The 23,645-nt window shown below is 65.9% G+C and carries 23 protein-coding genes; 8 read left to right on the top strand and 15 right to left on the bottom strand.

The window, feature by feature from the left end; translation table 11 throughout:
* The 3 genes from D769_RS27160 to D769_RS27150 all read right to left on the bottom strand — a co-directional run.
* Window positions 1–800, bottom strand: an 800-nt coding sequence (locus D769_RS27160) for a TolC family protein (protein ID WP_193750068.1), incomplete at its 3' end; no start/stop codon positions are given.
* Window positions 801–1,135: 335 nt separating this feature from the next.
* On the bottom strand, window positions 1,136–1,966 hold the full coding sequence (locus D769_RS27155; protein ID WP_008651515.1) for an aldolase/citrate lyase family protein: 831 nt from the start codon (window positions 1,964–1,966) through the stop codon (window positions 1,136–1,138).
* A gap of 12 nt (window positions 1,967–1,978) precedes the next feature.
* On the bottom strand, window positions 1,979–3,151 hold the full coding sequence (locus tag D769_RS27150) for a CaiB/BaiF CoA-transferase family protein (protein ID WP_008651514.1): 1,173 nt from the start codon (window positions 3,149–3,151) through the stop codon (window positions 1,979–1,981).
* 143 nt (window positions 3,152–3,294) lie between these two features.
* Between D769_RS27150 and D769_RS27145 the strand changes: the two genes are divergently transcribed.
* The 3 genes from D769_RS27145 (at window position 3,295) to D769_RS27135 (ending at window position 6,312) form a co-directional block, all read left to right on the top strand.
* Window positions 3,295–4,233, top strand: a complete 939-nt coding sequence (locus D769_RS27145; RefSeq protein WP_008651513.1) for a LysR substrate-binding domain-containing protein — start codon at window positions 3,295–3,297, stop codon at window positions 4,231–4,233.
* A gap of 196 nt (window positions 4,234–4,429) precedes the next feature.
* A complete protein-coding gene (locus tag D769_RS27140) occupies window positions 4,430–5,398 on the top strand; it encodes a tripartite tricarboxylate transporter substrate binding protein (RefSeq protein WP_008651512.1) in 969 nt (322 codons plus the stop codon).
* A gap of 149 nt (window positions 5,399–5,547) precedes the next feature.
* Entirely contained in the window at window positions 5,548–6,312 is a 765-nt protein-coding gene (locus D769_RS27135) for a sulfite exporter TauE/SafE family protein (RefSeq protein ID WP_008651511.1), read from the top strand.
* A 123-nt stretch (window positions 6,313–6,435) separates the two neighbouring features.
* Here the strand turns inward: D769_RS27135 and D769_RS27130 are convergent, their stop codons facing one another.
* The 5 genes from D769_RS27130 to D769_RS27110 form a co-directional block, all read right to left on the bottom strand.
* Window positions 6,436–7,122, bottom strand: coding sequence for an RES family NAD+ phosphorylase (locus D769_RS27130; protein WP_241227910.1), 687 nt, complete (start codon window positions 7,120–7,122; stop codon window positions 6,436–6,438).
* A gap of 20 nt (window positions 7,123–7,142) precedes the next feature.
* Complete coding sequence (locus D769_RS27125) at window positions 7,143–7,700, bottom strand: hypothetical protein (RefSeq protein WP_008651509.1); 558 nt, start codon at window positions 7,698–7,700, stop codon at window positions 7,143–7,145.
* Between the two features lie 172 nt (window positions 7,701–7,872).
* Entirely contained in the window at window positions 7,873–8,463 is a 591-nt protein-coding gene (locus D769_RS27120) for an HD domain-containing protein (RefSeq protein ID WP_008651508.1), read from the bottom strand.
* A gap of 80 nt (window positions 8,464–8,543) precedes the next feature.
* On the bottom strand, window positions 8,544–9,158 hold the full coding sequence (locus D769_RS27115) for a DUF938 domain-containing protein (protein ID WP_008651507.1): 615 nt from the start codon (window positions 9,156–9,158) through the stop codon (window positions 8,544–8,546).
* A gap of 80 nt (window positions 9,159–9,238) precedes the next feature.
* Window positions 9,239–11,227 (bottom strand): alkaline phosphatase PhoX, encoded by a 1,989-nt coding sequence (locus tag D769_RS27110; RefSeq protein ID WP_008651506.1) that lies wholly within the window; start codon window positions 11,225–11,227, stop codon window positions 9,239–9,241.
* 199 nt (window positions 11,228–11,426) lie between these two features.
* Here D769_RS27110 and D769_RS27105 point away from each other — a divergent pair, with 199 nt between their 5' ends.
* Both D769_RS27105 and D769_RS27100 read left to right on the top strand, forming a co-directional pair.
* A complete protein-coding gene (locus tag D769_RS27105; protein WP_008651505.1) occupies window positions 11,427–12,038 on the top strand; it encodes a YigZ family protein in 612 nt (203 codons plus the stop codon).
* Window positions 12,035–12,343 (top strand): 2Fe-2S iron-sulfur cluster-binding protein, encoded by a 309-nt coding sequence (locus tag D769_RS27100; protein ID WP_008651504.1) that lies wholly within the window; start codon window positions 12,035–12,037, stop codon window positions 12,341–12,343. Before D769_RS27105 ends, D769_RS27100 begins: the two co-directional genes overlap by 4 nt.
* An 80-nt stretch (window positions 12,344–12,423) precedes the next feature.
* Here D769_RS27100 and D769_RS27095 read toward each other — a convergent pair whose 3' ends face one another.
* The 7 genes from D769_RS27095 to D769_RS27065 form a co-directional block, all read right to left on the bottom strand.
* Complete coding sequence (locus tag D769_RS27095) at window positions 12,424–13,548, bottom strand: PHB depolymerase family esterase (RefSeq protein WP_008651503.1); 1,125 nt, start codon at window positions 13,546–13,548, stop codon at window positions 12,424–12,426.
* Between the two features lie 103 nt (window positions 13,549–13,651).
* On the bottom strand, window positions 13,652–14,407 hold the full coding sequence (locus D769_RS27090; RefSeq protein ID WP_008651501.1) for a sulfite exporter TauE/SafE family protein: 756 nt from the start codon (window positions 14,405–14,407) through the stop codon (window positions 13,652–13,654).
* A gap of 18 nt (window positions 14,408–14,425) precedes the next feature.
* Window positions 14,426–14,782 carry an antibiotic biosynthesis monooxygenase gene (locus tag D769_RS27085; RefSeq protein WP_008651500.1) on the bottom strand — a complete coding sequence of 119 codons (357 nt, stop codon included), beginning with the start codon at window positions 14,780–14,782 and terminating at the stop codon, window positions 14,426–14,428.
* A gap of 15 nt (window positions 14,783–14,797) precedes the next feature.
* Window positions 14,798–15,949 (bottom strand): cytochrome P450, encoded by a 1,152-nt coding sequence (locus D769_RS27080; RefSeq protein ID WP_008651498.1) that lies wholly within the window; start codon window positions 15,947–15,949, stop codon window positions 14,798–14,800.
* 130 nt (window positions 15,950–16,079) lie between these two features.
* Window positions 16,080–17,054 (bottom strand): cysteine synthase A, encoded by a 975-nt coding sequence (locus D769_RS27075; protein WP_008651497.1) that lies wholly within the window; start codon window positions 17,052–17,054, stop codon window positions 16,080–16,082.
* Window positions 17,055–17,171: 117 nt separating this feature from the next.
* Complete coding sequence (locus D769_RS27070) at window positions 17,172–18,677, bottom strand: AMP-binding protein (protein ID WP_008651495.1); 1,506 nt, start codon at window positions 18,675–18,677, stop codon at window positions 17,172–17,174.
* Between the two features lie 68 nt (window positions 18,678–18,745).
* Window positions 18,746–20,392, bottom strand: a complete 1,647-nt coding sequence (locus D769_RS27065) for an acyl-CoA dehydrogenase family protein (protein WP_008651494.1) — start codon at window positions 20,390–20,392, stop codon at window positions 18,746–18,748.
* A 97-nt stretch (window positions 20,393–20,489) separates the two neighbouring features.
* Here D769_RS27065 and D769_RS27060 point away from each other — a divergent pair, with 97 nt between their 5' ends.
* From D769_RS27060 to D769_RS27050, 3 genes are all read left to right on the top strand, one after another.
* Window positions 20,490–21,185 (top strand): TetR/AcrR family transcriptional regulator, encoded by a 696-nt coding sequence (locus D769_RS27060; RefSeq protein ID WP_008651492.1) that lies wholly within the window; start codon window positions 20,490–20,492, stop codon window positions 21,183–21,185.
* Between the two features lie 186 nt (window positions 21,186–21,371).
* Window positions 21,372–22,922, top strand: a complete 1,551-nt coding sequence (locus D769_RS27055; RefSeq protein WP_008651490.1) for a L,D-transpeptidase family protein — start codon at window positions 21,372–21,374, stop codon at window positions 22,920–22,922.
* Window positions 22,919–23,542 (top strand): DUF882 domain-containing protein, encoded by a 624-nt coding sequence (locus tag D769_RS27050; RefSeq protein ID WP_008651489.1) that lies wholly within the window; start codon window positions 22,919–22,921, stop codon window positions 23,540–23,542. Before D769_RS27055 ends, D769_RS27050 begins: the two co-directional genes overlap by 4 nt.
* Window positions 23,543–23,645: the final 103 nt, after the last annotated feature.

Below are 23,645 nucleotides of genomic sequence, written 5' to 3'. Positions count from 1 at the left end.
GCGGCGGCGGCCAGCCGGGCTTCGGCGGCCGTCACATCCGGGCGGCGCTGCAGCACCTCAGGATCGACTGGCGGCACCGGGGCATCGAGCGCAGGCCAGTCCGGCACGAGCCGGTTGTCCAACAGCGTGCCCGGAAGACCGATTGTGGCGGCCAGTGCTGCTTTGCTGGTGGCATAGTCCGACTGGGCGGCGCGAAGGTCACTCTGGGCCCGCAGCGTTTCGAGCTGGAGCTTGGTCACATCGGCGCGTGCCACGTCACCAGCCTTGAGCCGTGCCTCGTTCGCTTGTTGAGTCTTGCCATAGAGACCGACGGTTTCGGTCAGCACCTCTACCCGGCTCTGGCTGGCTACCGCGTCGTACCACGACTGTTCCACGGCACTGACCTGCTGGGCCACCACCGCCTGCGTCTGCTCGCCGGCGGCGGCGCTGGCCTTGCGGGCCGCGTCGGTACGCAGGTTGCCCTTGTTGGCGGTCTCGATGACCTGGTCGACGCGCACCGTCGAGTCCACGGTCTTGCTGCGCCAGTTGCCGGCACCTACACCAAGATTCGGGTTGATATTGGCCACGCCCAGGCTCAGGACCGGGTTCGGGCGTTGGGAAGCAATCTGGATGTCGGCCTGGCTGGCTTCCTCGCCACGACGGGCCGAGATGATGTCGCGGTTGCAGCGCAGCGCGTCAAGACGTGCCTGCGCCAGGGTCAGCGCGGCCTTTGCCGGCGGCGGCGTGCAGGGGCCATCTGGAGGCATGGGTCCGCTGGCGGCTTGCCCGGCCGAGGCGGCAATGGAGCCCACGGAGGCCATGGCCAGCAACGTCGCCACGGCGACTCGGGAAACAGAAGAATGCACGGTCAGTCTGGCTCGTTTCGACGTGATCGGAAGTTAATTAACGATCATGTCCGCCAAACGGTGCACCGGGAAGACAGCTTTATTGTCTTAGGCCCAGGACATTCATCTTCGTGTTCTCCCGCATAGCGTGCATGATCTCGCGCGCCTATTCAGCCTGAACATCATTACAAATACCTTTCACACCGATGGCAAACCGGCGGGTTTTGCAGCAATCCCACGCTCAGGGAAAACACGCATTGGCGCTCCATTGACACCCCATCGGCGCCAATTCGGGGGGGCCGAAAGCGTCGTCAGACGCCACCCGCCGCGACGATACGCTGTGCGCGTTCGAGCACTGGACGATCGACCATCTTCCCGTCGACGGCGATCGCAGCGCCCTGCGCGGCGGCCGCCTGCTCGACCACACGACGCGCCCAGGCCAGTTCTTCGGCCGATGGCGCCAGGGCGGCATGGACACCCCCCACCTGATTCGGATGAATCAGCAGTTTGGCCCCAAACCCGAAACGCCGTGCCCGCGCGGTATCGGCGGCCAGCGCGTCGGCATCGCCGATGGCCGTGCAGACACCGTCGACCGGCGCCGGCAGTCCGGCCGCCCGGGAATGCATGACCAGTTCGCTACGGAAATGGTGGAGCGGCGCGTCGTCGTCACCCACATCGAGATCAAACATCAGGTCGATGCTGCCGAACAGCAGTCGCGATACGCCTGGCGCGCGCGCCACATGGGCCAGATCGGCAAACCCGGCCGCGCTCTCCAGCAAGGCGCAGCACGGCGTCTCGGGCAGATCGGCACGCAGCGCGGCCAGCGCCGCCTTGTCGGCCTTGGGCAGCACGATCTCGCGAACGCCGCATGCGCGGCAGAAGCCCACGTCTTCGGCAAAGTACGAGGTGTCGGCACCATTGATGCGGAGCAGCAATGCTACGCCAGCGGCATCCGCCTGGGCCTGCAAGTCGCGCCAGGGCTCGGCCAGGCCGGCCCGCGCCGCCGCCTTGGCATCCGGCGCCACTGCGTCCTCGAGATCGACGATCACGGCGTCGGCGCCAGCCGCGATGGCCTTGCCAATGCGCTCCGGACGCGATGCCGGAACGAACAGATAACTGCGCGGCACTCGGGTGCTTGTCATCGCCCGCCTCCGTCAGACCACGCCGTCGGCATGAAGCCGGGCGATTTGTTCGGCGGTGCAGCCGGTCTCGGCAAGGATCGCGTCCGTATGCTCGCCTACCGCCGGAACCGGGTCCATGCGCGCGTCGGTCATGCCGGGCGGCAGCAGGGCCGGAATCTGCCCTGCCGGGGTATCGACGGTGCGCCAGCGCTTGCGGGCCGCCAGTTGCGGGTGCGCCCAGACGTCGGCCATCGTGTTGACATTGGCGTTGGCGATCTTTGCCTCCTCCAGCCGCTCCACCACCTGCGCGGCGGTCAGCCGCCCGAACGCCTCGACGATGCGGGCACGCAGTTGCGCGCGGTTGGCGCTGCGCAGGCTGTTGGTGGCAAACGCCGCGTGGGTGGCCAGATCCGGCTCCTGGAGCACCACCTTGCAGAACACCGCCCATTCGCGTTCGTTCTGCAAACCAAGCATCACGGTCTTGCCGTCGCCGGTCGGGAACGGTCCGTACGGGTAGATCGTGGCGTGCGACGCCCCGGCGCGCGGCGGCGGTTCGGCGCCATCGAACGCGTAGTACATCGGGAAATTCATCCACTCGACCATCGATTCGAGCATCGACACGTCGATATGCTTGCCGCGGCCGGTCTGGCCCCGCTCGATCAGCGCGGCCAGCACGTTGCTGTATGCGTACATGCCGGCGGCGATGTCCGCCACCGAAGCACCGGCCTTCACGCCCTCTTCCGGCGTGCCAGTGACCGACACGAAGCCCGATTCGCTCTGCACCAACAGGTCATAGGCTTTCTTGTCGCGATAGGGACCATCGCCGCCGTAGCCGGAGATATCGCAGACGATCAGGCGTGGAAAGCGCTTCGACAGCGTCTCGTAGTCCAGCCCGAGGCGGGTCGACGCGCCCGGCGCCAGGTTCTGGATCAGCACATCGGTCTTGGCCAGCAGGGCCTCCAGCACCGGGGCGGCGGCAGGTGCCTTGACGTCGAGCGTCAGGCTTTCCTTCGAACGGTTGGTCCAGACGAAGTGGGACGACAGCCCGCGCACGCGGCCGTCATAGGCACGCGCGAAATCGCCCGGGCCAGGCCGCTCGATCTTGATGACGCGCGCGCCGAGATCGGCCAATTGACGGGTGCAGAACGGCGCGGCGATGGCCTGCTCGAGCGAAACGACGGTGATGCCTTCAAGGGGTCGGGACATGACGGTGTCTTGGGTAGGTAGCGCAATGCCGCCAATCTACCCGCCTGCCTCCGACCTGTGAAATAGGGATTGCAGAAGGCTCCATAAGTAGAATCAATAGCCTGCACCCCCGGTGCGTCCCCCATGCACCCTCTGGAGAACCCATGGACATCCGTGCCATGCGCTATTTTGTGGCCATCGTCGACCAAGGCAGCCTGACCCGCGCCGCCGAGGTCGTCTGCGTGGCGCAGCCCGCGCTGTCGCAGCAGCTTGCCACGCTGGAAGACGAATTCGGCGTGCCATTGGTGCACCGCAGCGCGAAAGGCGTGCGACCCACCGAAGCCGGAAAGACGCTTTACCGTCACATGCGCAATATCCTGCGACAGGTGGAAATCGCGGGCGCCGACGTGCGCGTGGCCGGCGCCGAGGTCTCGGGCACCGTGGCCATCGGCCTGCCCACCACGGCTGCAGCGGCCTTCGGCATGGCGCTGATACGCACCGTGCGCCAGCGCTACCCGCAGGTCCGGCTGCAACTCTTTGAAAGCATGAGCGGATATATCTCCGAGCTGCTGAACCAGAACCGGCTCGACTTCGCCATCCTGTTTCGCGACACGCCATCGCGCGCGGTGGAGCCGGAGCCGCTGGCCAGCGAACCGCTCTACCTGATCGGCACGCCACCCGTGACCGCGCCGCGCCCGGGCAAACGGGGCGGCGCCACGGCGGATACGGTCCCGCTCAAGGCGCTCGACGGTATCCCGCTGGTGCTGCCAAGCGGCTCGCAGGGGTTGCGCGAGGTGGTCGAGCGCACGTTTGCCAAAGCCGGCATGAACCTGAATGTGGTGGCCGATCTCGATTCCCTGCCTTTCCTGCTGGCGTCCGCCCGGGAAGGATTGGCCTGCACGATACTGCCAGCGTCGTCGCTTGGCGATGGCGATGCGGCCGTGCCTCGGCGGCTGATCGTTCCGGAACTCCGACGCACGCTGTCCCTGTGCTGGCCGCGCGCGCTGCCGCGCTCGAATGCGGCCGAGGCGGTGGCCGATGTGTTGCGGGAGATAGTCGGAGAACGGATTGCCCTGGGCGGGTCGCTGGCGCCAGCGGGTTGATGGGAGCGGCGACTCCTGGTGTCGGCGTATGGGTGGATGGGTGGATGGCCGGCCCGCCGCGCCCGGTCCGATAAGAAAACCTTATGCCCATAGTCACCGATTGAATTTCTCCTTGGCGGATGGCTCCGCTAGAGTGGGCGCCACATTAGCGGGCCTCCAAGTGCATGGGCCCGCCAGAAGCCACCGAGGAGACATCATGCTTCGTACAATCCGCGCCATCACCGGTATCGCCATGGCCCTGTCCGTTGTCGGCCACGCCCAAGCCGACACCTATCCGTCCAAGCCGATCCAGATGATCGTGCCGCAGGCGCCGGGCGGCACCAACGACATCGTCGCCCGACTGGTGGCGGCCGACCTGTCGCAACGCCTTGGCCAGCAGGTAGTAGTGGAAAACCGCCCGGGCGCTGGCGGCAACATTGGCACCCAGACGGCGGCCCGCTCCGCGCCGGATGGCTACACGCTGCTGATGACCATCAGCAGCACGCAGGCCATCAACCCGTCGCTCTACCGCTCGATTCCGTTCGACCCGATCAAGGACTTCGAGCCGATCGCCCCGGTAGCTACCGTACCGAACGTGCTGGTGGTCAACCCCGCCTTCCCGGCCAAGTCGATGTCGGAACTGATCGCGATGGCCAAGGCCAAGCCCGACTACTACCGCTTTGCCTCCGCCGGCAACGGCACGCTGAACCATCTGCTGGGTGAGATGCTGAACAGCATGGCGGCCATCAAGCTCGAGCACGTGCCGTACAAGGGCGTCGCCCCGGCGCTCAATGACGTGCTCGGCAACCAGGTGCCGATGGCCTTTGCCAGCCTGCCCTCCGTGCTGGCGCATATCAAGGCCGGCAAGGTCCGCGCCCTGGGCGTGAGCTCGGCCAAGCGCTCGCCGTTTGCCCCGGACATCCCCGCCATCAGCGAGACCGTGCCCGGCTATAGCGGCGACCTCTGGGTCGGCCTGTTCGCAGTGCGCGGCACGCCGAAGGATGTCACGCAGAAGCTTGCCGCCACGATGCAGACCGCGCTGGCCGACAAGACGCTCCGCGACAAGCTTGCTGCCCAGGGCGCCGAAGTGCTGACGGGCACGCCGCAACAGTTCTCCACCATGCTGCGCGGCGATATCGACAAATGGGCGAAGATCGTCAAGCAGTCTGGCGCGCAGGTCGACTGACCGCGTCGGTCAGGAGTCGGCACCTGCGGGTGCCGGTCTTCCACCCGATCCGCCCGACGCACCACAGCCATGTATTACCCATGTCCGCGTATGATCGCGGACTTGCCTTTTCTGAAGGCCGCTTCTCGTAACCCCGCCCCCGATTCACCATGCCCGACCACTCGCTGCTGTCCGCCCTGCTCATCTTTGGACTCGGGGGACTCCTCGGCGGCGTGGGCGGCCTGTTTGGCATCGGCGGCGGCCTGATCGCCATCCCGGCCCTCGGCCTGCTCTATGGCATGGACCAGCAGCTCGCACAGGGCACCTCGCTGGTGATGATCGCGCCGAACGTACTGATCGGATTCTGGCAATACCGCAAGCGCGCCGATATCGAGCTGAAGACAGCCATCGTGCTTGGCTTGTCTGCGGTGCTTGCCACCTACGCTTCCGCAAAGTTCGCCACGTCGATCGACCCGGCACTGCTACGGCGCATCTTCGCCATTTTCATGATCGGCCTGGCACTGTACTTCCTGTGGCGACTCCTGCCGGGCCGCGCCACCACACAACCGCATGCACGCCTGTCTCCCTCGTGGATTCCCGCCGTGGGCGTGGTCGGCGGCGCGTTCTCCGGATTCTTCAGCGTCGGCGGTGGCGTGGTAGCCGCCCCCGCGCTTGTGGGGCTGTTCGGGATGCGCCAGGCCGCCGCACAGGGCCTGGCTCTGGCACTGGTCACCCCCGGCGCGGTTGTCGCGCTGTTCACCTATGCCAACGCCGGCCACGTCGACTGGTACAGCGGCATCCCGCTCTCGCTGGGCGGCATGCTGACGATCTCGTGGGGCGTGGCCCTTGCCCACCGTATGCCGGAACGCAAACTGCGCGCGGCGTTCGCGCTGTGCTTGATCGCAACGGCGGTGGTGATGCTGGTGCGAGGGTGAGTCGCACCGGCGCAGCCTCGCGCGCTGTAGAGGCGCTATCAAAATGAATCTGGCGTCGTTGCGCGGCCTCGCCGTACTACTTGTACTGTCTGTGGCCGCGCGTCTAGCCAGCACCGCTTCGCTTCATTTTGATAGCGCCTTGGGCAGTCGACACGGATCGTCGAGAAGCTCACCGTATATGGGCAAGTCCCCGAAACGTGCCGTATCGATCGTTACCGATTCTCTCCACCTGCCAAGATGGCGGGAATGAACCGCGAGTGCGGCATGGTTGCGAAGGCGCCTTGATGGATAGCGAATGCCAATCGCACCTGTCCGATTGAAAAGCGCTTCGAGAACATGGTGCATCTCCAGACCGAAATGCCTGCACCATTGATAGTCTGGGTCTGACAACCGATCATAGATTCCGAGTCTGGCGGCTGTCGTCCCGCCAATCTCGAGGAAATTCAGATCCGACTTCAGCCGCATGGTGACCAGGAGGCCGTCACTGGCAGCCTCGTTGAGTCTGAAGGCGCCCGGAAATCTCTCGACCTTCTCGCAAAACCGCCCCTCCCATATCGCGGTGTAGGCATCTTCCGCGACATACAGCCAATGGAAAGGAAAGCGGCCTGCCGCCTGCCTGCAACTGGCCGGCGGCCCCCATCGGTGGGTACGCGTCGCGAAATCGGGCAGCGCCGTCGCCGCGTTCCAGGCGGCTCTGGTCAGCAACGTCCCACGGTTCAGCGTGCAAACGCTCGAGGCCATCACATCCGTGACCAATCCACGCGGCGGCATCTGTGCCGCGACGTCTGCCGGCATAACGGTGGCGCCCAAGGACAACTCCAGATCGCACCTCACGGGCCGGCTCGCAGCAACCGGGACGGGAGCAGCTCTAGTGCCGCCATGACCGTTGCCTGACGTTCGGCATCGGACTGATGCAAATGATGCACCTGCCCGATCGACACCGACCCGCGGGTACAAAGCAGCCTTCCGCATAGCACTTCAGCCGGAGTGAGATCATTCAACTCTTCGTAGGCGATCATCCAGAAAAAGGGATCTTCACCTGACGGCTCGTTGCGGAGCGCCATGATGATCGGCGTGATCAGGGCCGGCGCAGGCGGTACGAACTGCCAGGCCGGAAGTATTGTGGGCATTCCGGCGGGATCGTAGCCCTCGGCGTAGAAGTGGCCCGCCTCGATGGCGCGATGCAACTCGAAAGGCGTCAGGTTCACGAGTCCTTGCGCCGAAACCTCCGCGACCGTCAGATGGCCAATCGGCAGCCGGCTGGACCCGAGCACGGCACACGGGGAGTCCGAAAATGGCAGTTGGCCGGGGCGGCCACCTTGGCGCAGCCTGCTGTGCGTATTGGCTTTTGGCAGCGGCTGCAAGCCTGCCATGAGATCGAGATACATGCTGAACCTCGGGTGCAGTGACGTGACGAGGACAGCTTATGCAATGGCCCGACACGGCTCAATCACTGCAACGGCGAAAGCGCAATCCGACACGGATTCACAGCATTGTGTGGCTACCGCCCCTCACCCTGCGTATGCACACCCGGCGCCCGCGGTTCACACCCCACCCACGTCACCCTTCCCGAGGCTTCTGAAAATGCTCGCGCACAAGCCTGGCCGCTTCTTCCCAAAGCACTGGCGAGCCGCGCTCGATCGGCGGGCCGTAACGTGCCATGGCCTGTTCTTCGGTGACGTCGCACTCCACCCAGCTACCGCCCCCGGTCGCTGCGTTGTGGAGTAACGGCTGCAGACGGTCCAGCGATTTCGCGAACCGTGCGTCGTCGCTCTCCCCCGCTTCGAACTCGGACCACAGGCTCCGGAACTCCGCTGCCTGCGCGGCCGGCAGCAGCGAGAAGATCCGTTCTGCCGCCTGTTCCTCCAGCGCAGCCTGACCGGCTCTCGCCGCCGGGTCGTGAAACGGCACGTCGCCTGCGTCGATTTCCACGATGTCGTGGATGAGCAGCATCTTCACCACGCGCAGGGCGTCGACAGGTGCCGCCGCATGTTCCGACAGGACGAGGGCATACATGGCCAGGTGCCACGAATGTTCCGCGCTGTTCTCCCGGCGTGACTGATTGATAAGCGGCGTCATCCGGACGACGCTCTTCAACAGGTCGATTTCCCGGAGGAAGGAAAGCTGGCGTTCCAGGTTGGACAGGTTCACGTTGAATGCAGATAGACAGTGTTTCGCGGCGAAGTTTAGCAGCCCTACCGGGCCGCTCGGGGCAGTGCGCCAGCCGCCGCTCACGCCTGCCTGCGAAACACCAGGCTGAAGTTGTTGGCCGGCATCTGAATCGGGGCATCGCACGTCAGGCCGTGCGTCGTGCCGAGTGCGATCACGGCTTCCATGTCGCGCACGCCCCAGTCTGGATCGGCCGAGTGCAACTGGCGGTCGAACACCTCGTTGCTTGGCGCCGTATGCGCGCCTTCGCGGCGGTAGGGGCCATAGAGGTACAACACGCCGCCCGGCGCCAATCGCCTGCCCGCGCCCTCGAACAGCGCCTCGGCCGCGGCCCACGGCGCGATGTGGATCATATTGATGCAGACGATGGCGTCCACGGCATCGATGCCCCACGGTTCCTGGCGAACGTCGATGGCAAGGGGTGGGAGAACGTTCTGGACCTGCGTATGTTCGGTCCAGGCAGCAATCGACTCGCGGTGCGTCACATCCAGATCGCTCGGCTGCCACGTCAAACCCGGAAGCGCCGCCGCAAAATGCACGGCGTGCTGCCCGGTGCCGCTGGCGATTTCCAGTACCGTGCCCGATCGCGGCAGTACGTTGCGCAGCACGGCCAGGATCGGCTCGCGGTTGCGATCGGTGGCGGGCGCCATGCGGCGCGCGGTCGGATCAGCGGTCATGGGGTTTCTCGTGGAGCTGCCACCCGGTCGGATGCCAGGCGCGCAGCCCACAGGTTAGCAGGACCGGGCGGAACGCGGCGTCAGGCCCGCTTGCCGAGGCGGATCGCTGCCGGCGTCGCCGTCAGGTAGCCCACCGCCGCGCCGAACCGGTCCTTGTAGTTGGCGCGGACCAGCGGGTCGAGCTGTGCCTTGACCTTGTCGTGCAGGCCTGCTTCCCAGTCGCCAGGATGCTGAAAGTTGCTCATGATGTACGTCCAGCCATTGATCTCGTCCACCGCGTGCAGTCCGGTCGATTCCGCGCCGGCCGGGCACGACAGCACGCGCGACAACTGCTTCGTGTCGACGTTGTACGCCCACAGGAAGTTGTTGACGTGCGTGTTGCTGTCCTCGCCGACGAACAGCGTGCGCAGCGACTCCGAGAACTTGAGGTTGTCCGGCGTGGCCACCTTGTCGGGGTTGGCGAAGTTGCCAAGCGCATCCTGCGCCTTCTTGGGTCCGCCGCCGAGGTCTTCGGATACCAGTGCCGGCACCGGCGCCATGTCGACGGGCACCCATTCGCTGTCGATGCGCGCGCCAGCATGGTCGGTCTGGGCGCCACTCAGGTTCAGTTCGTACACGGCGCCGGAGTAGGGACCTTCCACGCGGATATCGCCCGCGTTCGCCGCGTTGCCGGCCAACATGCTCGATTCGATACGCGAGATCGCCGAGTACGCCTTGCGGTCCGCGATATTGACCGTCGTGCCTTCCATCTTGGTGAAGCCCAGGCTGCCACCCACGAGCGCCGCGTAACGATGGGTCTCCAGGAACGCCGCCGCCTTTTCCTGGCCCGGTGCCACCTTTACCCAGTTCGGCTTGCCATCGATCAGGATGCGCGTGTAAGCGCTATCTGCCGGGTCCTTGGCCTTGACGTCCATGATGTCGGAGACCTTGATGCCACTATCCACCAGCTTGCGGATCTCGTCGCTCGTCGCGCTGCCCAGCGCGATCCACGACAGCGTGGCCGCGCCCGGCCCCGTGCCGGAAGTCTGGTGCCACTTGGCCACATAGAGCTTGCCCGACGACAGATCGCGCGGACGATCGGCGATAAACATGAACAGGCCGCCGTTGGTGGCATCATCGCCCATCAGTACGGTGCGTTCGTCCGGCATCACCTGCACGAGTTCGTGCGAGATGCGGCCCAGGCAGTAATGCTTGCGGATCGAACCCGTGCCGTCGGCGTGCACGGTGACTTCGGGCAGATGGCCGTAGTGATAGGGATTGGCGCGGTCTGCGTCGCCATACAGGTTCTGGCTGAAGCCACGCAGGCGCTTGTCGGTGGCGGCCTTGACCGCATCCGGCTCGTACTCCTCGCTCGACAGGTGCGTGTTCCACGGCGACAGGCTCGCGCCACAGGTGATCCACAGGCCGTTCACCGCCGACGTATCCACGTTGTGATAGCGCACCGGGGTGAGCTTGCCAGTCTTCGGGTCCTGGTCGAGCGTGATGACGGCGATCGGCGACGGCAGCATGCCGTACATGTCACCGTTGGCCTGGTCGCGCGTGGTGTATTCGAACTGCACCACGGCGAACACCGTATTGCCCTTCACGCCATGCACGCGCGCGCCGCGCACGGTCAGCAGCGAGCTGCCGTCCGGGCAGTCCGAGAAGAACTGACGCGTCTTGCCGGGCACCGAGGTATCCATGATCGGGCGGTTATGGATGTCGTAGTAGCCGCCTGCCAGCACCTTGCCGCCCTTGCCATCGGGCAGCATGTCGCCGGTGACAAAGAAGGGCTGGTATGCCAGCGCATATTCCTGCGCGCTGTCGTCGCTGTAAGACACCTTGATCGACGAGCCAACCGTCGTCGTGGCCATCGCAGCCGGATTGTCGAGCGACGGCGCGGCCATGCCCGTGAACGTTGCCGACGTAAATGCCGCGCCAGCCTTGCGCCGGGGCGCGGCGGCGAACGCGGCCTCCATCGCGGTCATCCCACCCGCAAGACTCGCGGCGGCCGCGCCGATCGGGAGCATCGGGGCTCCACCAAGGATTTTCAGGGCACGGCGACGGGCAACGAGGGGTTGGTCGGACATGATGGTTTTATATGGGTGGATAGTTATGCGAATCGGGCACCGGGGCAATGTGGACGGAACGCCCCGTGGCGGATGATAAGCACCCAGCATGACAGTTTTTTGACGGTCAGCGAGCTGTCATGCGGCCTGGTTTCCGTAGCCAACCGTCGGCCTGCGCTACACTCGCCATCCTGCCCAGCGACCACTGCATTTCCCCGTCTTGCCTACCTACACGCTTGCCGCTCCAGTTCACGCCGACATCGAGATCCGCAAGAGCCGCTTTATCGCGCTGGCCGTGCCGGTGGCCGATCGTGACGCGGCGATGGCCGTGATTCAGGATCTGCGGGCGCAGCATCCCACCGCCACCCATGTGTGCTGGGCGCTGCTGGCGGGCGGACAGTCGGGCATGTCAGACGATGGCGAGCCTTCTGGCACGGCAGGCAGGCCGATCCTCGAAGTTCTTCGCCATCACGACCTCGACGGCGTGCTGGCGGCCGTGGTGCGGTACTACGGCGGCGTCAAGCTGGGCGCGGGCGGCCTCGTGCGGGCCTATACCGACGCCATCGCCAGCGCGCTCAAGGACGCCGAGCGTATCGAACGCATTGCGTACACCACGTTTGCCATCGAGATCGACTATGCCGACGAATCGCGCGTGCGACGCTGGCTGGAGCTGTCAGCCGCCGAAGGCTGCACGCTGGTCGACACCCGATATGACGCGTTGGCGACGCTGCTGATCCGCCTGCCCGCCACGCTGCGCGATGGCGCGATTGCCACGCTGCGCGACGCCACGCACGGCCGAGCCCGATTCCCGGATACCGAAGAGCAGGCATGACTGGCGACGGGAACACCTTCGACGACACCGAATACACGGCGTGCGTCCTGCCCGCAAATACACGGTTTGCCGCGCCGGCTTCGTTGAGTCTGCTTGAGGCGGCGCTGCTCGATGGCGTGTCGCTGCCCAGTTCGTGCCGCAATGGCACCTGCCGCGCCTGCATCAGCAAACTCCACGCGGGCAGCGTGCGTTACCGCGTGGAATGGCCAGGCCTGAGCCGCGACGAAAAGGAGGATGGCTACATCCTGCCCTGCGTGGCGTGTCCGACCAGCGACGTCGTGTTCGAACCCGTTGGCGCGGCCTGATCGCGCCATCATCCAGGGGCCAAGCCCTGCCCACGCTCTATCTGCGCTCTATCTGCGCTCGATCCGCGCGCTACCCACACTCAATCGTGACGACCGTTCACCGAAAAGAACCGTAGCGCGATCTTGAGTGCATCGGGGCCGGCGGGGTCGGCGAACGCCTGCCCCGGCGCGCCACCGCTCCAGGCGTGACGCAGACCCTCCACCTTTACCAGCCGCAGGTACGGGCGCGCCCCGCTCTGCCAGTCGAGCACGTCCATCTCCCTGCGCGTGCCGCGGCGCACGCGCTTTGGCGGCAACGGGGCAGGTGCATGCACGCCATGTGGCACGAGGTCGAGCCACATGGCAGCCGTAGCCGTGGCGTTGTCGTAGGACACCACCGCATCCTCGTCGCCATGCATCAGCAGCAGCGGCGGAGGCCGACGTCCAGCCAGCAGCAACCGCGCCGCGTCAATGTCAGGCGCCCGCTCCCCACGCATCGCGCGTGACGCCTGCGACGCGTTGCTGGCACTGAACGGCGCGGCGCCGGAATGCGAACCCACGGCGGCAAAACGATCGGGATAGCGCAGACCCAGCATCATCGCCATGGCGCCGCCAGCAGACAAACCGAACGCGCAAACCCGGTCGGCCAGAACCGCGTAGCGCCGGCACGCATGATCGACCATCGACATCAGCAGCGCCGCCTCCGATGCGCCGCGCTCAGCGGGCCGGAACCAGTTCCAGCAGCGCTGGGCGTTGCCTTGCAGCGATTGCTCCGGCATCAGCACCACCCAGCGGGCGTCGCGCGCCACGGTGGCCACGCGGGCGCAGGCCGCAAAGCTGGCGGCATCCTGGCCGCAGCCGTGCAGCAACACCAGCAGCGGCGCTGGCCGCGCCGCGCTGACACCGGGCGGCACGAACACGCGATAGCGGCGCTGCGCCATGCTGCCGATACCGAGGCTGAAGCCCCACAGCCCTTCCTCCCAGATACCGCCGCCCTTGCTGACCGGGGATGGGGCTGGAGTCACAACCCCTGTGAAGGCCTGACGCGCGGCCTTGCCAACGGCACGCCCCATGGCCTTGCCGACCGCCTGGCCCTGCTGCCTCGCCACGCGCAACATCGGATTTGTCACTGTCTGCGCCACGGTGCGCTGCAGCCGGCGCGCGCTCCGCGCCGCCTGCCTGCCCAGCGTTGCCAACAGCCTGGTACCGCCCGTGCGCCGCTTCATACCGCATCGCCCTTTCGTGTCCGGTGCGGCAAGGCCATGCTAGCGCCGCGATCTGGGAGCCAGTATGGCAGGCGAATATGTCAGGAATCCTCGGCGGATGGGGTCAGAATGCTCCGCGTAGCGCCAGATCGACGCCAAGCAACAACAGACCACAGAAGAACAGGCGGCGGAAGCGCTCCGCGCTGATCCGGTGGCGCAGCCACTGCCCGAAGAACATGCCCCCGAGCGCGGGAACCAGCGCCAGCGCCGAGGCCCCCAGAACCGGCGTGTGCAGCAGCGCGCCGTCCAGCGCCAGGCTGACCGCCAGCGCAATGGTAGACACGGTGAACGACAGCCCCAGCGCCTGGACCATGCTTTCCTTGTCCAGCCCAAGCCCCTGCAGGTAAGGCACGGCCGGAATCACGAATACACCCGTCACCGCCGTGATGGCACCAGTCACCAACCCGACCAGTGGCGCCAGCCAGCCTTCCGCGCGTGGCGGAACGTGCAGCCTCACGGCGGCCAGCCCGACGATCGCGTAGAGCACCAGCGCCACGCCCAATGCGTTGGTGGCATGTCCGAGAACCCGGGCCGGCACCAGCGCCGCGCAGATCCACGTGCCCGCGCAGATCGCCACGAGCATCGGCCAGAGCCGCTGCAGTAACGTGCCAAAACGCGGGCCGCTGAATAGCTGGACCACATTGGTCACCATCGAAGGCGCCACCAGTAGCGCGGCGGCCTGGGCAGGCGGCATGACCAGCCCCAGCAGGCCCACCGCCACTGTCGGCAGGCCCAGCCCGACCACCCCCTTCACGAAGCCGGCCAACAGAAATGTCAGGCCGATGAATGCAATCTCCTGCCCGATATCGAACGACGTCATTCGCATTGGCTCCGGGGATCAGGGTTGCGCCGCGTCGTGCACCGCGCGGCTGTCGGCCGGCGCTTCGTCGCGTTCATTCATGCCGTAATCGCGTATCACCTGCGCCACGCGCAGCCGATAGTTGGCAAACACGCCACCGCGCCCGGCCGCCTGCGCCTTGCGGTGGTCGAGCGTGTTGCGCCAGGCGATCACGGCCGCCTCGTCCCGGAAGAACGACAGCGAGAGCAGCTTGCCCGGCGTGGTCAGGCTCTGGAACCGCTCCACCGAGATAAATCCATCAATGGTTTCCAGCGTCGATTTCAGGTGCGCGGCAATCTCGAGGTAGGCGTCCTGACGCCCTGGCGCGGGCTCGACTTCGAAGATGATGGCGATCATGGTTGAGGGCTCCATTTAGTTGTTGGATGAAAAGCTGGGAATGCGTGCATTGACGGATGGCCGGTAGCGCACGCTGACAGCAAGCCGGTCCGGGTGTACGTCGCGCGCGAGCAGCGCCTCGACCGTGCACGTGGCCAGCACGCGAGCCAGCGCATCGCCTGGGCAACCGTGCCGCCCCGCGCCAAAGGTCCACGCGCGATCGTCCACGGCGGCGGAAGGATCATGCGCCGCGGCGGCCAGCAATACCAGCACCGCATCGCCCGCCTTGACCTGCTGGCCGCACAACATCGCATCCGCTGCCATGAAACGGCGCGTGTTCTGCACGGGTGGATCGATCCTTGCCACCCGATCTACGCTCGCTGCGATATCGGCCCCTTGCCAGCCAGATCTGCCGAGATAAACGAGCGTGTTGCCGATCAGCCCGGCCGTCGCTTCGCACGACTGGATCATCAGGCCGATCGCGTTTGCCGTCAGCGTGGCCGGATCCAACTTGCTGTCACCCCCTGCCTGCGCCAGCGCGACCAGCAAGCCGCTGCCTGCCGTAGCGCGATCGCCGGCGGTTTGCGCCAGGCGCGTCAGCCATTGCGCGGCAGCAACGCCAGCCTCAACATCCGCAGCGGATGCCAGCGGCGACATGGCCGTGGCAAACGTGGCAACGAAACCGGCCACCCGCGTCGAGACGTGACCGTCCGCATCGCGCTCGAGTGGAAGGCCCAGCAGATCGGCAATGGCAAGCACCGGTAGCGTGAACATCCAGCGATTGGCTTCGTGCGCGTCGTCGTGGTCCACGCGGGGCAATGCCGCTGCCAGCGCGCGGGCGCGACCGCGTACATCGGACAGATCCAGCGCCGCCATCTGCCGCGCCACGATTGCCTTCAACGGGGCATGGGGCACGCCGTCGTTCATACGGATCAGCCGTCCGAACAGGTCACCTGCGGCAGATCCGGCGAGCGACGGCGGAACGGGCTGCGCGACTGGCCGCACGCGACCATCGGCATGGTCCAGCACTTCCGCGACAGCCGCCGCACTGGCGGCGACCCACAGCTTCAGTGCGGGATCGAAGTGGAAGGGGCGAGTGCTCGCGAGGTCACGATAGTAAGGATAAGGATCGGCGTGCGTGACGGCTGCAATTGGATCGGCGGGGGCAAGGGAAGCGTTGGGGGGCATGGCCTGCTCGCATCTTGTAGATGCCACCCAGTATGGTTCGGCATCTCACTGGATGTTTCACGGCGACGCGAAATGTCGATTACAGCGCCAAGGCACCAGCACGGCACCAGCACGGCACCACCAAGCGCGGCTAACCCGCCACCAGCCCCTTCTGCGCCAGCCATTCGGCGTTGAACAACCGTGCCGAATACAAGCTGCCACGATCGCACAGTAGCGTCACGATGGTGTGACCCGGCCCCAGATCCTGCGCAATCTGCACCGCGGCCGCCACATTGATGCCCGTCGACCCGCCCACGTACAGCCCTTCCTCGCGCAGCAGGCGATAGACCATCGTCACGCAACGCTGGTCGTCGATGCGCACCGCATCGTCGATTGGTGTGTCCGCGAGATTCGCCGTGATGCGGCTCGACCCGATCCCCTCGGTGATCGAATTGCCTTCGGCCCGGATCTGCCCGGTCTTCACGAAGCTGTACAGACCACTGCCGTGTGGATCGGCCAGCACCGTTCGCACCGCCGGGTTCTGCGCCTTGAGAAAGCGGGCAACGCCCGCAAGCGTCCCGCCTGTGCCGGTGGCGCAGACGAAAGCATCGACCTTGCCGTCGGTATCCCGCCAGATCTCCGGCCCCGTGGTCTCGTAGTGGGCCTGCCGGTTGACCGTGTTGTCGAACTGGTTCGCCCAGATCGCATTGTCGAGTTCCTGCGCCAGGCGCCCTGCCACCTTCTGATAGTTGTTGGGGTCGGCGTAGGGCACAGCCGGCACGGTGCGTACTTCGGCGCCGAGCACGCGCAGCAGGTCCATCTTCTCTTTCGACTGGGTCTCCGGAATCACGATCACGCAGCGATAACCACGCGCGGCACAGATATGCGCCAGGCCGATGCCGGTGTTGCCGGCTGTGCCTTCGACCACGGTGCCGCCGGACTTCAGCGTACCGCGCCGCTCGGCGTCGGCAATGATGTACAGGGCGGCGCGGTCCTTGACCGAGCCACCCGGGTTCAGGAACTCGGCCTTGCCGAGGATCTCGCAGCCCGTTTCCGCGCTGAGCTTGCCGAGCCTGATCAACGGCGTGTTGCCGACTGCGCCGATAAAACCGTTCCGCGTTGCCATCGCGCCTCCCGCATGCCCGAACCGTGCCAGTCATCCCTACAGCTTAGTCCGGGCATACGGATGGCGCGGATTGCGGGCCGGAAGCATCGTCCGGCGCACAACCGTCGGCCGGAGTCGCTACGTGAAGTCCGCGCGCAGCACGTGCTTCATCAGCTTGCCCGTGGGGGTACGTGGCAGCGTGTCGCGAATCAGGAACTCGCGCGGCACCTTGTAGCGCGCCAGCCGCTCGGCGGCGAAGGCCTTGATGTCCTCCGGGTCCGGCTGCGTGCCGGGCCTGGGCACCAGCACCGCCACCACGGTCTCGCCCCACTGGTCGTGTGGCCGGCCGATCACGGCAACGTCCTGAACGTCGGGGTGCGCCCCCAGTACGTCCTCGACTTCCTTCGAGTAGACGTTCTCGCCACCGGTAATGATCATGTCCTTGGTGCGATCCACCACGAACAGGAAGCCATCGGCGTCCAGCCGGGCCAGATCTCCGCTGCGATACCAACCATCGCGCATGACTTCACGTGTGGCCGCTTCGTTATCGAGGTAGCCCAGCATATTGGAGTCGGCCTTGATCCAGATTTCGCCAATCTCGCCGGGGCCAGCATCGGCACCGTCCGTGCGCACCACGCGCATGTCCAGACCCGGCGTGGCCACGCGGCCAATCGAGCCCGCCTTGGCAACCTGTTCCTCCGGGTACAGCACGGTGCCGGACGGCCCGGTCTCGGTCATGCCAAAGACCTGATAGAAGCGATCGCTGCGATATAGCTGCGCAAGCTGGCGGGCGGTGTCCGCGCCGATCGGGCCGCCGCCATAGATCCATGCGCGGACCGACCCCAGATCGAACGCGGTAACGTCGATCTTCATCTGCAGCGGCAGCAGGTATGACACTGGCGCGCCGAAGTACAGCGTGGCGCGCTCGTCCTGCGCCGTCTGCAGGAAATGCAGCGGGTGGTACTCGCGCAGCAAGATAACGGTGCCGCCGACGTACAGCGTGCCGAGCATCCAGTTGTTGAGCGGCGACGAGTGCCACAGCGGCATCGCCATCAACGTGCGCTCGTCGCGCTGCATCGACAACGCCAGCGCGGCGGTCATCCCTGCCATGCACACGGCCCGATGGGTCAGCACGCAGCCCTTGGGCCGGCCCGTGGTGCCGGACGTGTAGAGAATCTGGGCGATGGCGTCGTCGGCCGGCGGCGGCGCATCGTAGGTGGCGGCCGCCGGCAATTGCGCGTCGAACGAATCGAACCCGGCCGCATCGGTGTTGGTGGCCAACAGCTTCACTGGCGTCTGCAGGCGAGAGACCACGGAAGCCAGGCTGCCGTCGAACACACACACCTTCACGCCCGCATGTTCGAGGATGTAGTCGACCTCCGCCGTCTGCAGCTTGTGGTTGACCGGCACCGCCACCGCGCCGAGCCGCCACGCACCGAACATCGCCGCCACCATACCCGGCGTGTTGAAGCACAGCACGGCCACGCGGTCACCCACGCCAACGCCGTGGTCGGCAAGCACGATGGCGGCGCCGCGCGACAACGCATCGAATTCCGCATAGGTGATCGACTGTCCGGCATACCGCAGGAACGGCTTGTCCGGATACTTGCGTACGTTGCTATCCAGCAAGGCAACGATGTTCATTGGGGCGTCTCCACGTTCTCTTTTGTATGTTCTCTTGTTGGCCGGCCTTGTGCTGGCCTTGCGGCGCCTTACTGCGTCCAGGCGCGACCCAGGATCGCGGCGTGCGCCACGCCGTCCGGCAGCATGCCGAACACGCGGCCCCATTGCGCGTCGAACCGGCTGGCGATAAACGCATCGGCCACCGCCGCCGGCGCATGTTCGCCGAGCAGGCGGGCCTGCACCAGCAGCACCAGAAGCTGCGCATGGCGGCGCGCAAGCCATTCCGTCGCCTCGCCCTGGGTCCGCAGCCCCGCGACCAGCGCCGTGGCCGCATCGCTCAGACGCGCGTCCTGACGGCAGAACGGCGCCAGGTCTTCCAGCAACGCGTGCATGGCCTGCGGCTCCCGGCTGATGGCACGGATCATGTCCAGCGCCATCACATTGCCCGATCCTTCCCAGATCGAAATCACTGGTGTTTCGCGATACAGGCGGCCCATCGGGCCTTCATCCATATAGCCGTTGCCGCCAAAGACCTCCATGGCCTCGCCAGACAGTTCCACGCTGCGCTTGGCCAGCCAGAACTTGGCCGCCGGCGTGACGATGCGCTTGTAGGCACGCTGCAGCGGATCTTCATCGGCCAGCGCGAAGGCCTCGGTCAGCCGCATCATCATCAGCGTGGCGGCTTCGGATTCGAGCGCCATGTCGGCCAGCACGTTGCGCATCAGCGGCTGATCGATCAGCGTCTTGCCGAACGCGCTACGGTGGCGGGTATGGTGCAACGCCTGGACCAGGCACTGGCGAATCAGGCCGGTGCTGCCCATCACGCAGTTCAGGCGCGTGAAAGTGGCCATTTCGATGATGGTGGGAATACCACGGCCTTCCTCGCCGATCATGCGCCCCCAGGCACCACGGAATTCCACCTCGCTGCTGGAGTTGGAACGATTGCCCACCTTGTCCTTCAGCCGCTGAATCTGCACCGCGTTCTTGGTGCCATCGGGCCGGTAGCGCGGCACGTAGAAGCAGGCCGGGCCGCTTTCCGTGCGGGCCACCACGAGGTGCGCGTCGCACATCGGCGCCGAGAAGAACCACTTGTGGCCGGTGATCAGGTACTCGCCGCCGCGCCCCTCGCCACGCAGCGGTTCAGCGCGCGTGGTGTTGGCCCGCACGTCGGAGCCACCTTGCTTCTCCGTCATGCCCATGCCGACCAGGATCGAGTCCTTCTGTTCCAGCGGGATATCCCGCGCATCGTACGTGCGCGAATAGAGCTTCGGCGCGAGCGCCGCGAACAGTTCGGGTTCGCGCTGCAATACCGGGATGCACGCGAAAGTCATCGAGTTCGGGCACTGCGAGCCCGCCTCGATCTGCCCGTGCATCGAGAATCCGGCCGCATAGGCAGCCCATGCGCCGGGACGTGGATCGGCGAACGGCTGTGCCACCAGGTTCTGCTCGCGCGCCATGCGCATGATGCCGTGCCAGCTCGGGTGAAACTCCACGCGGTCGATACGGCGGCCCTGGCGATCGAACGTGTGCAGCTCGGGCTTGAAGTGGTTGGCCTCCTCGGCCATGCGGATCGTCTCGGCGCTGCCAAGCCGCGCGCCGTAGGCGGATAGCTCGGTTTCGTGGGCACCCGCCCCCGCGCGGCGCACCGCCTCCTGCAAGGGAAGATCGGTGGTGTAGACGTTATAATCCTGCAGTTCCGTCACCACGTTGGTGACCTCGTGCGTGCTCCATTCCATGGGCATGTCTCCGTTGCGCCGGCTCGTCAGTCAAGCCGGTCTTGTCGACAACCAGTATAAGAATCCGTCCATCGCAAGGTGTTCGGGTTTCTCAGACATGAAAGCAGCGCGCCCCAAAGCTCCCACCACCCCCATTCCACCGAACCCGTCCGGCGCCCGGCGCCGCAAGCCAGCGCAATCGCGGGCCCGCGCCACGGCCGACGCCATCCGCGACGCGTTCTTCCAGCTTCTGGCCGAAAAGCCTTATGACCGCATCTCCATCCGTCAGGTGATCGGATTAGCCGGGGTCGGCATTGGCAGCTTCTACGAGTATTTTTCCTGCAAGGACGCGCTGGCGGCGGTCTGCATCCATCTGCGCGTCAAGGCAATCGCGGCCACGATGCGCGCCAGCATCGACGCCCACCGCACCGAGCCCCTGCCCGCACGTGTGGATGCCCTGATCGACGCCCAGTCGGCCGCGCCGCTGGCCGAACCCGAACACTGGGCGGCGCTGTTTGTGGTCGAGCGCAAGGTGTCCGGCATCGAGGCGTTCCGGAACATGTACGCGGAGTTCGTGCAGCTCTGGATGGAAACGCTGTCCGACGGACCGGATTGGCCCGCCGATGCGCCGCTAGGCGCCACTGCCTTTGCCGTTCACGCGATGACGTACAGTCTGGTATCGCAAACCTTGATGACCGCGACGCGTCCCGTCGATGCCGTGGCGCTGCGACGCGCGGTGGGCAATGCGGTGCATGGTTACCTGTCGATTCAAGCGCCGCTGGCTTACCGGATGCACCGCTTCGAGCCCGGCTGAATATCAGGCAGGCCGAATAGATTGCGCTAGATCGCGCCAGATCGTGCGCGCCCGCGAGCCGACCTTCGTCTTCGGATACGATGCCATCGTGAGCCTCTCTCTCAAACTTCCGGAATGCCGATGACCGCCACCGCAGTTATCTCGACCCGTCCCTCGACCCCCCACCCACGCCGGAAACGGACATGGATGCGAGCCGCGCTATGCGCCTGGTTCATCGGCGCCGCGACGTCCGCCTGGGCGCAGCCACTGTGGTTTGCCAACGGGCGCCCGACGCAAGCCGCGCAACAGGCCGTGGCCGCGCTGGCGGATGCGGGCGCGGATGGGCTGGAACCCCGGGATTACGACGCGGATGGCTTCAAGCGGGCCATCGCGCAGGCCGATTCCGGCACGGCCCTGGCGCCGGAATCGTTGGATCGGCTGGACAACGCGCTAACCGTGGCGATGCGCCAGTACCTGTCGGACCTGCACAAGGGGCGTATCGACCCGCGCCAGATTCACGTGAACTTCTCGGTAGCGGACGAAACACCGTTCGACCCCGACAGCTATCTGCACGCCGCCGTCGCCGCGAACCGGCTGCCCGCGGCGATTCACGAGGCGGCGCCATCGTTCCCGCTGTATCCGACGTTGCGCGACGCGCTGAGCCGCTATCGGGCCCTGGCCGCCCAGCCGCTCTGGAACACCCCGCTGCCGACGCCGCCGGGCAACAAGCTGACCATCGGGCAGCCCTATGACGGCCTGGCGCAAATGGCGCAGCGTCTGGAGGCATTGGGCGATCTGCCCCAAGGCACGCCGGTTCCGAAAAAGTACGAAGGCGCGCTGGTAACCGCGGTCGAGTCATTCCAGAAGCGGCATGGTCTAGATGCCGACGGCGTCATCGGACAAGGCACGCTGGCGCAACTCAACACAACACCGTCCGAACGCGTGAAGCAGATCGCGCTGACGATGGAACGCCTGCGCTGGACACCGTTGACGGCAGGCCCCCGCGTCATCGTCGTCAACATTCCCGAGTTCATGCTGCGCGCCTACGACTACGTCGACGGAAAGCTGGACATCAAGCTGGAGATGAAGGTCATCGTCGGCAAGGCGCTCAACACCCGCACGCCGATGTTCCGCGAGGACATGCGCTATATCGAGTTCAGCCCGTACTGGAACGTACCGCCATCCATCGCGCGCAGCGAGGTGGTGCCGAAATCGCGGCGCGACCCCGGGTATTTCACGCGACAGGGCTTCGAGTTCGTCTCGGGTGGCCAGGCGATTACCACGCTGTCGTCGGCCAATCTCGATGCGGTGCTGAACGGCCAGATGCGCATCCGGCAACGGCCCGGCCCGCTGAACGCGCTGGGGGACATCAAGTTCGTGTTCCCGAACAATCAGAACATCTATTTGCACCACACGCCGACCCCGCAATTGTTCCAGCGCGGCCGCCGCGATTTCAGCCACGGCTGCATCCGCGTCGAGGAGCCGGTGCAGTTGGCGCAGTTCGTGCTGCAAGACATGCCCGAGTGGACCGAGGAGCGCATCCGGCAGGCGATGAGCAAGGGGAAATCCAACACAATTGCGTTGAAGCAACCTTTGCCTGTTGTATTGGCGTACGGCACCGCCATTGCCAGAGCCGATGGACGTGTATATTTTCTGCCTGATATCTACGGACAGGACAAGCTGCTGGAGCAGGCGCTGCGGCAGCGCAACCCGCCGGCCACCGCACGCGCCGGCAAGCTCGCGCAGACCACACCATGACGCAATCGAAGACTCCCCCGCGCCGCCGCTTTCTGCACCGCGCCAGCGGCCTGATCCTCGGCACCGGCATTGCAGCACTTTCGACCGGCGTGGCACGGGCCAATACGCCGGACAACACACCTGAGAACACACTTGAGAACACACCTGACAGCGGCCCCGGCAACCCGCCGAATGCCCGCTCGCTATCGTTCCATCACACGCACACGGGCGAGAACATCTCGCTGGTGTATGCGATGGGTAGCGAAGTGCTGCCACAGGCACAGCTGGCGCTGAACCGCTTCCTGCGGGATCACTATTCGGGTTCGGTCGGCACAATCGACCCCCAGCTTTTCGGCCTGCTTTTCTCGTTGCGACGGGAGCTTGAGACAGACACCCCGTTCCAGGTCATTTCCGGCTATCGCAGCCCGGCCACCAACACCCGTCTGCGCAACACGCGGGGCGGCGGCGTGGCCAAGCACAGCCTGCATATGGACGGCATGGCTATCGATATCCGGCTGCCCGGCGTAGCGCTGGCTGATCTGCGCGATGCGGCCACCTCGCTGAAGATTGGCGGCGTCGGGTTCTACCAGCAAGAGGATTTCGTGCACGTCGATACCGGCCGTGTGCGGCACTGGGGATAAGGCGCCGGGATGAAATGCCAGGGCTAGGGCTGGCGGCAGCCAGCCCTCAATATGCCCTAAGCGTCTCATCATGCGGCCTTGATGGGCGGTATGCCCATCGGTC

It is taken from the genome of Cupriavidus sp. HMR-1 (genome assembly GCF_000319775.1).
Lineage (GTDB): Bacteria > Pseudomonadota > Gammaproteobacteria > Burkholderiales > Burkholderiaceae > Cupriavidus > Cupriavidus metallidurans.
This window is presented reverse-complemented; position numbering and strand designations above follow the sequence as displayed.

Excerpts from the sequence above, each read along its gene's own strand:
- D769_RS27070 (WP_008651495.1), bottom strand. The coding sequence starts at position 18,677 with ATGAACATCGTTGCCTTGCTGGATAGCAACGTACGCAAGTATCCGGAC.
- D769_RS27140 (WP_008651512.1), top strand. The coding sequence starts at position 4,430 with ATGCTTCGTACAATCCGCGCCATCACCGGTATCGCCATGGCCCTGTCC.
- D769_RS27060 (WP_008651492.1), top strand. The coding sequence starts at position 20,490 with ATGAAAGCAGCGCGCCCCAAAGCTCCCACCACCCCCATTCCACCGAAC.
- D769_RS27100 (WP_008651504.1), top strand. The coding sequence starts at position 12,035 with ATGACTGGCGACGGGAACACCTTCGACGACACCGAATACACGGCGTGC.
- D769_RS27115 (WP_008651507.1), bottom strand. The coding sequence starts at position 9,158 with ATGACCGCTGATCCGACCGCGCGCCGCATGGCGCCCGCCACCGATCGC.
- D769_RS27125 (WP_008651509.1), bottom strand. The coding sequence starts at position 7,700 with ATGTATCTCGATCTCATGGCAGGCTTGCAGCCGCTGCCAAAAGCCAAT.
- D769_RS27050 (WP_008651489.1), top strand. The coding sequence starts at position 22,919 with ATGACGCAATCGAAGACTCCCCCGCGCCGCCGCTTTCTGCACCGCGCC.
- D769_RS27055 (WP_008651490.1), top strand. The coding sequence starts at position 21,372 with ATGCGAGCCGCGCTATGCGCCTGGTTCATCGGCGCCGCGACGTCCGCC.
- D769_RS27085 (WP_008651500.1), bottom strand. The coding sequence starts at position 14,782 with ATGATCGCCATCATCTTCGAAGTCGAGCCCGCGCCAGGGCGTCAGGAC.
- D769_RS27075 (WP_008651497.1), bottom strand. The coding sequence starts at position 17,054 with ATGGCAACGCGGAACGGTTTTATCGGCGCAGTCGGCAACACGCCGTTG.
- D769_RS27150 (WP_008651514.1), bottom strand. The coding sequence starts at position 3,151 with ATGTCCCGACCCCTTGAAGGCATCACCGTCGTTTCGCTCGAGCAGGCC.
- D769_RS27110 (WP_008651506.1), bottom strand. The coding sequence starts at position 11,227 with ATGTCCGACCAACCCCTCGTTGCCCGTCGCCGTGCCCTGAAAATCCTT.
- D769_RS27080 (WP_008651498.1), bottom strand. The coding sequence starts at position 15,949 with ATGCCCCCCAACGCTTCCCTTGCCCCCGCCGATCCAATTGCAGCCGTC.
- D769_RS27155 (WP_008651515.1), bottom strand. The coding sequence starts at position 1,966 with ATGACAAGCACCCGAGTGCCGCGCAGTTATCTGTTCGTTCCGGCATCG.
- D769_RS27135 (WP_008651511.1), top strand. The coding sequence starts at position 5,548 with ATGCCCGACCACTCGCTGCTGTCCGCCCTGCTCATCTTTGGACTCGGG.
- D769_RS27065 (WP_008651494.1), bottom strand. The coding sequence starts at position 20,392 with ATGGAATGGAGCACGCACGAGGTCACCAACGTGGTGACGGAACTGCAG.
- D769_RS27090 (WP_008651501.1), bottom strand. The coding sequence starts at position 14,407 with ATGACGTCGTTCGATATCGGGCAGGAGATTGCATTCATCGGCCTGACA.
- D769_RS27145 (WP_008651513.1), top strand. The coding sequence starts at position 3,295 with ATGGACATCCGTGCCATGCGCTATTTTGTGGCCATCGTCGACCAAGGC.
- D769_RS27095 (WP_008651503.1), bottom strand. The coding sequence starts at position 13,548 with ATGAAGCGGCGCACGGGCGGTACCAGGCTGTTGGCAACGCTGGGCAGG.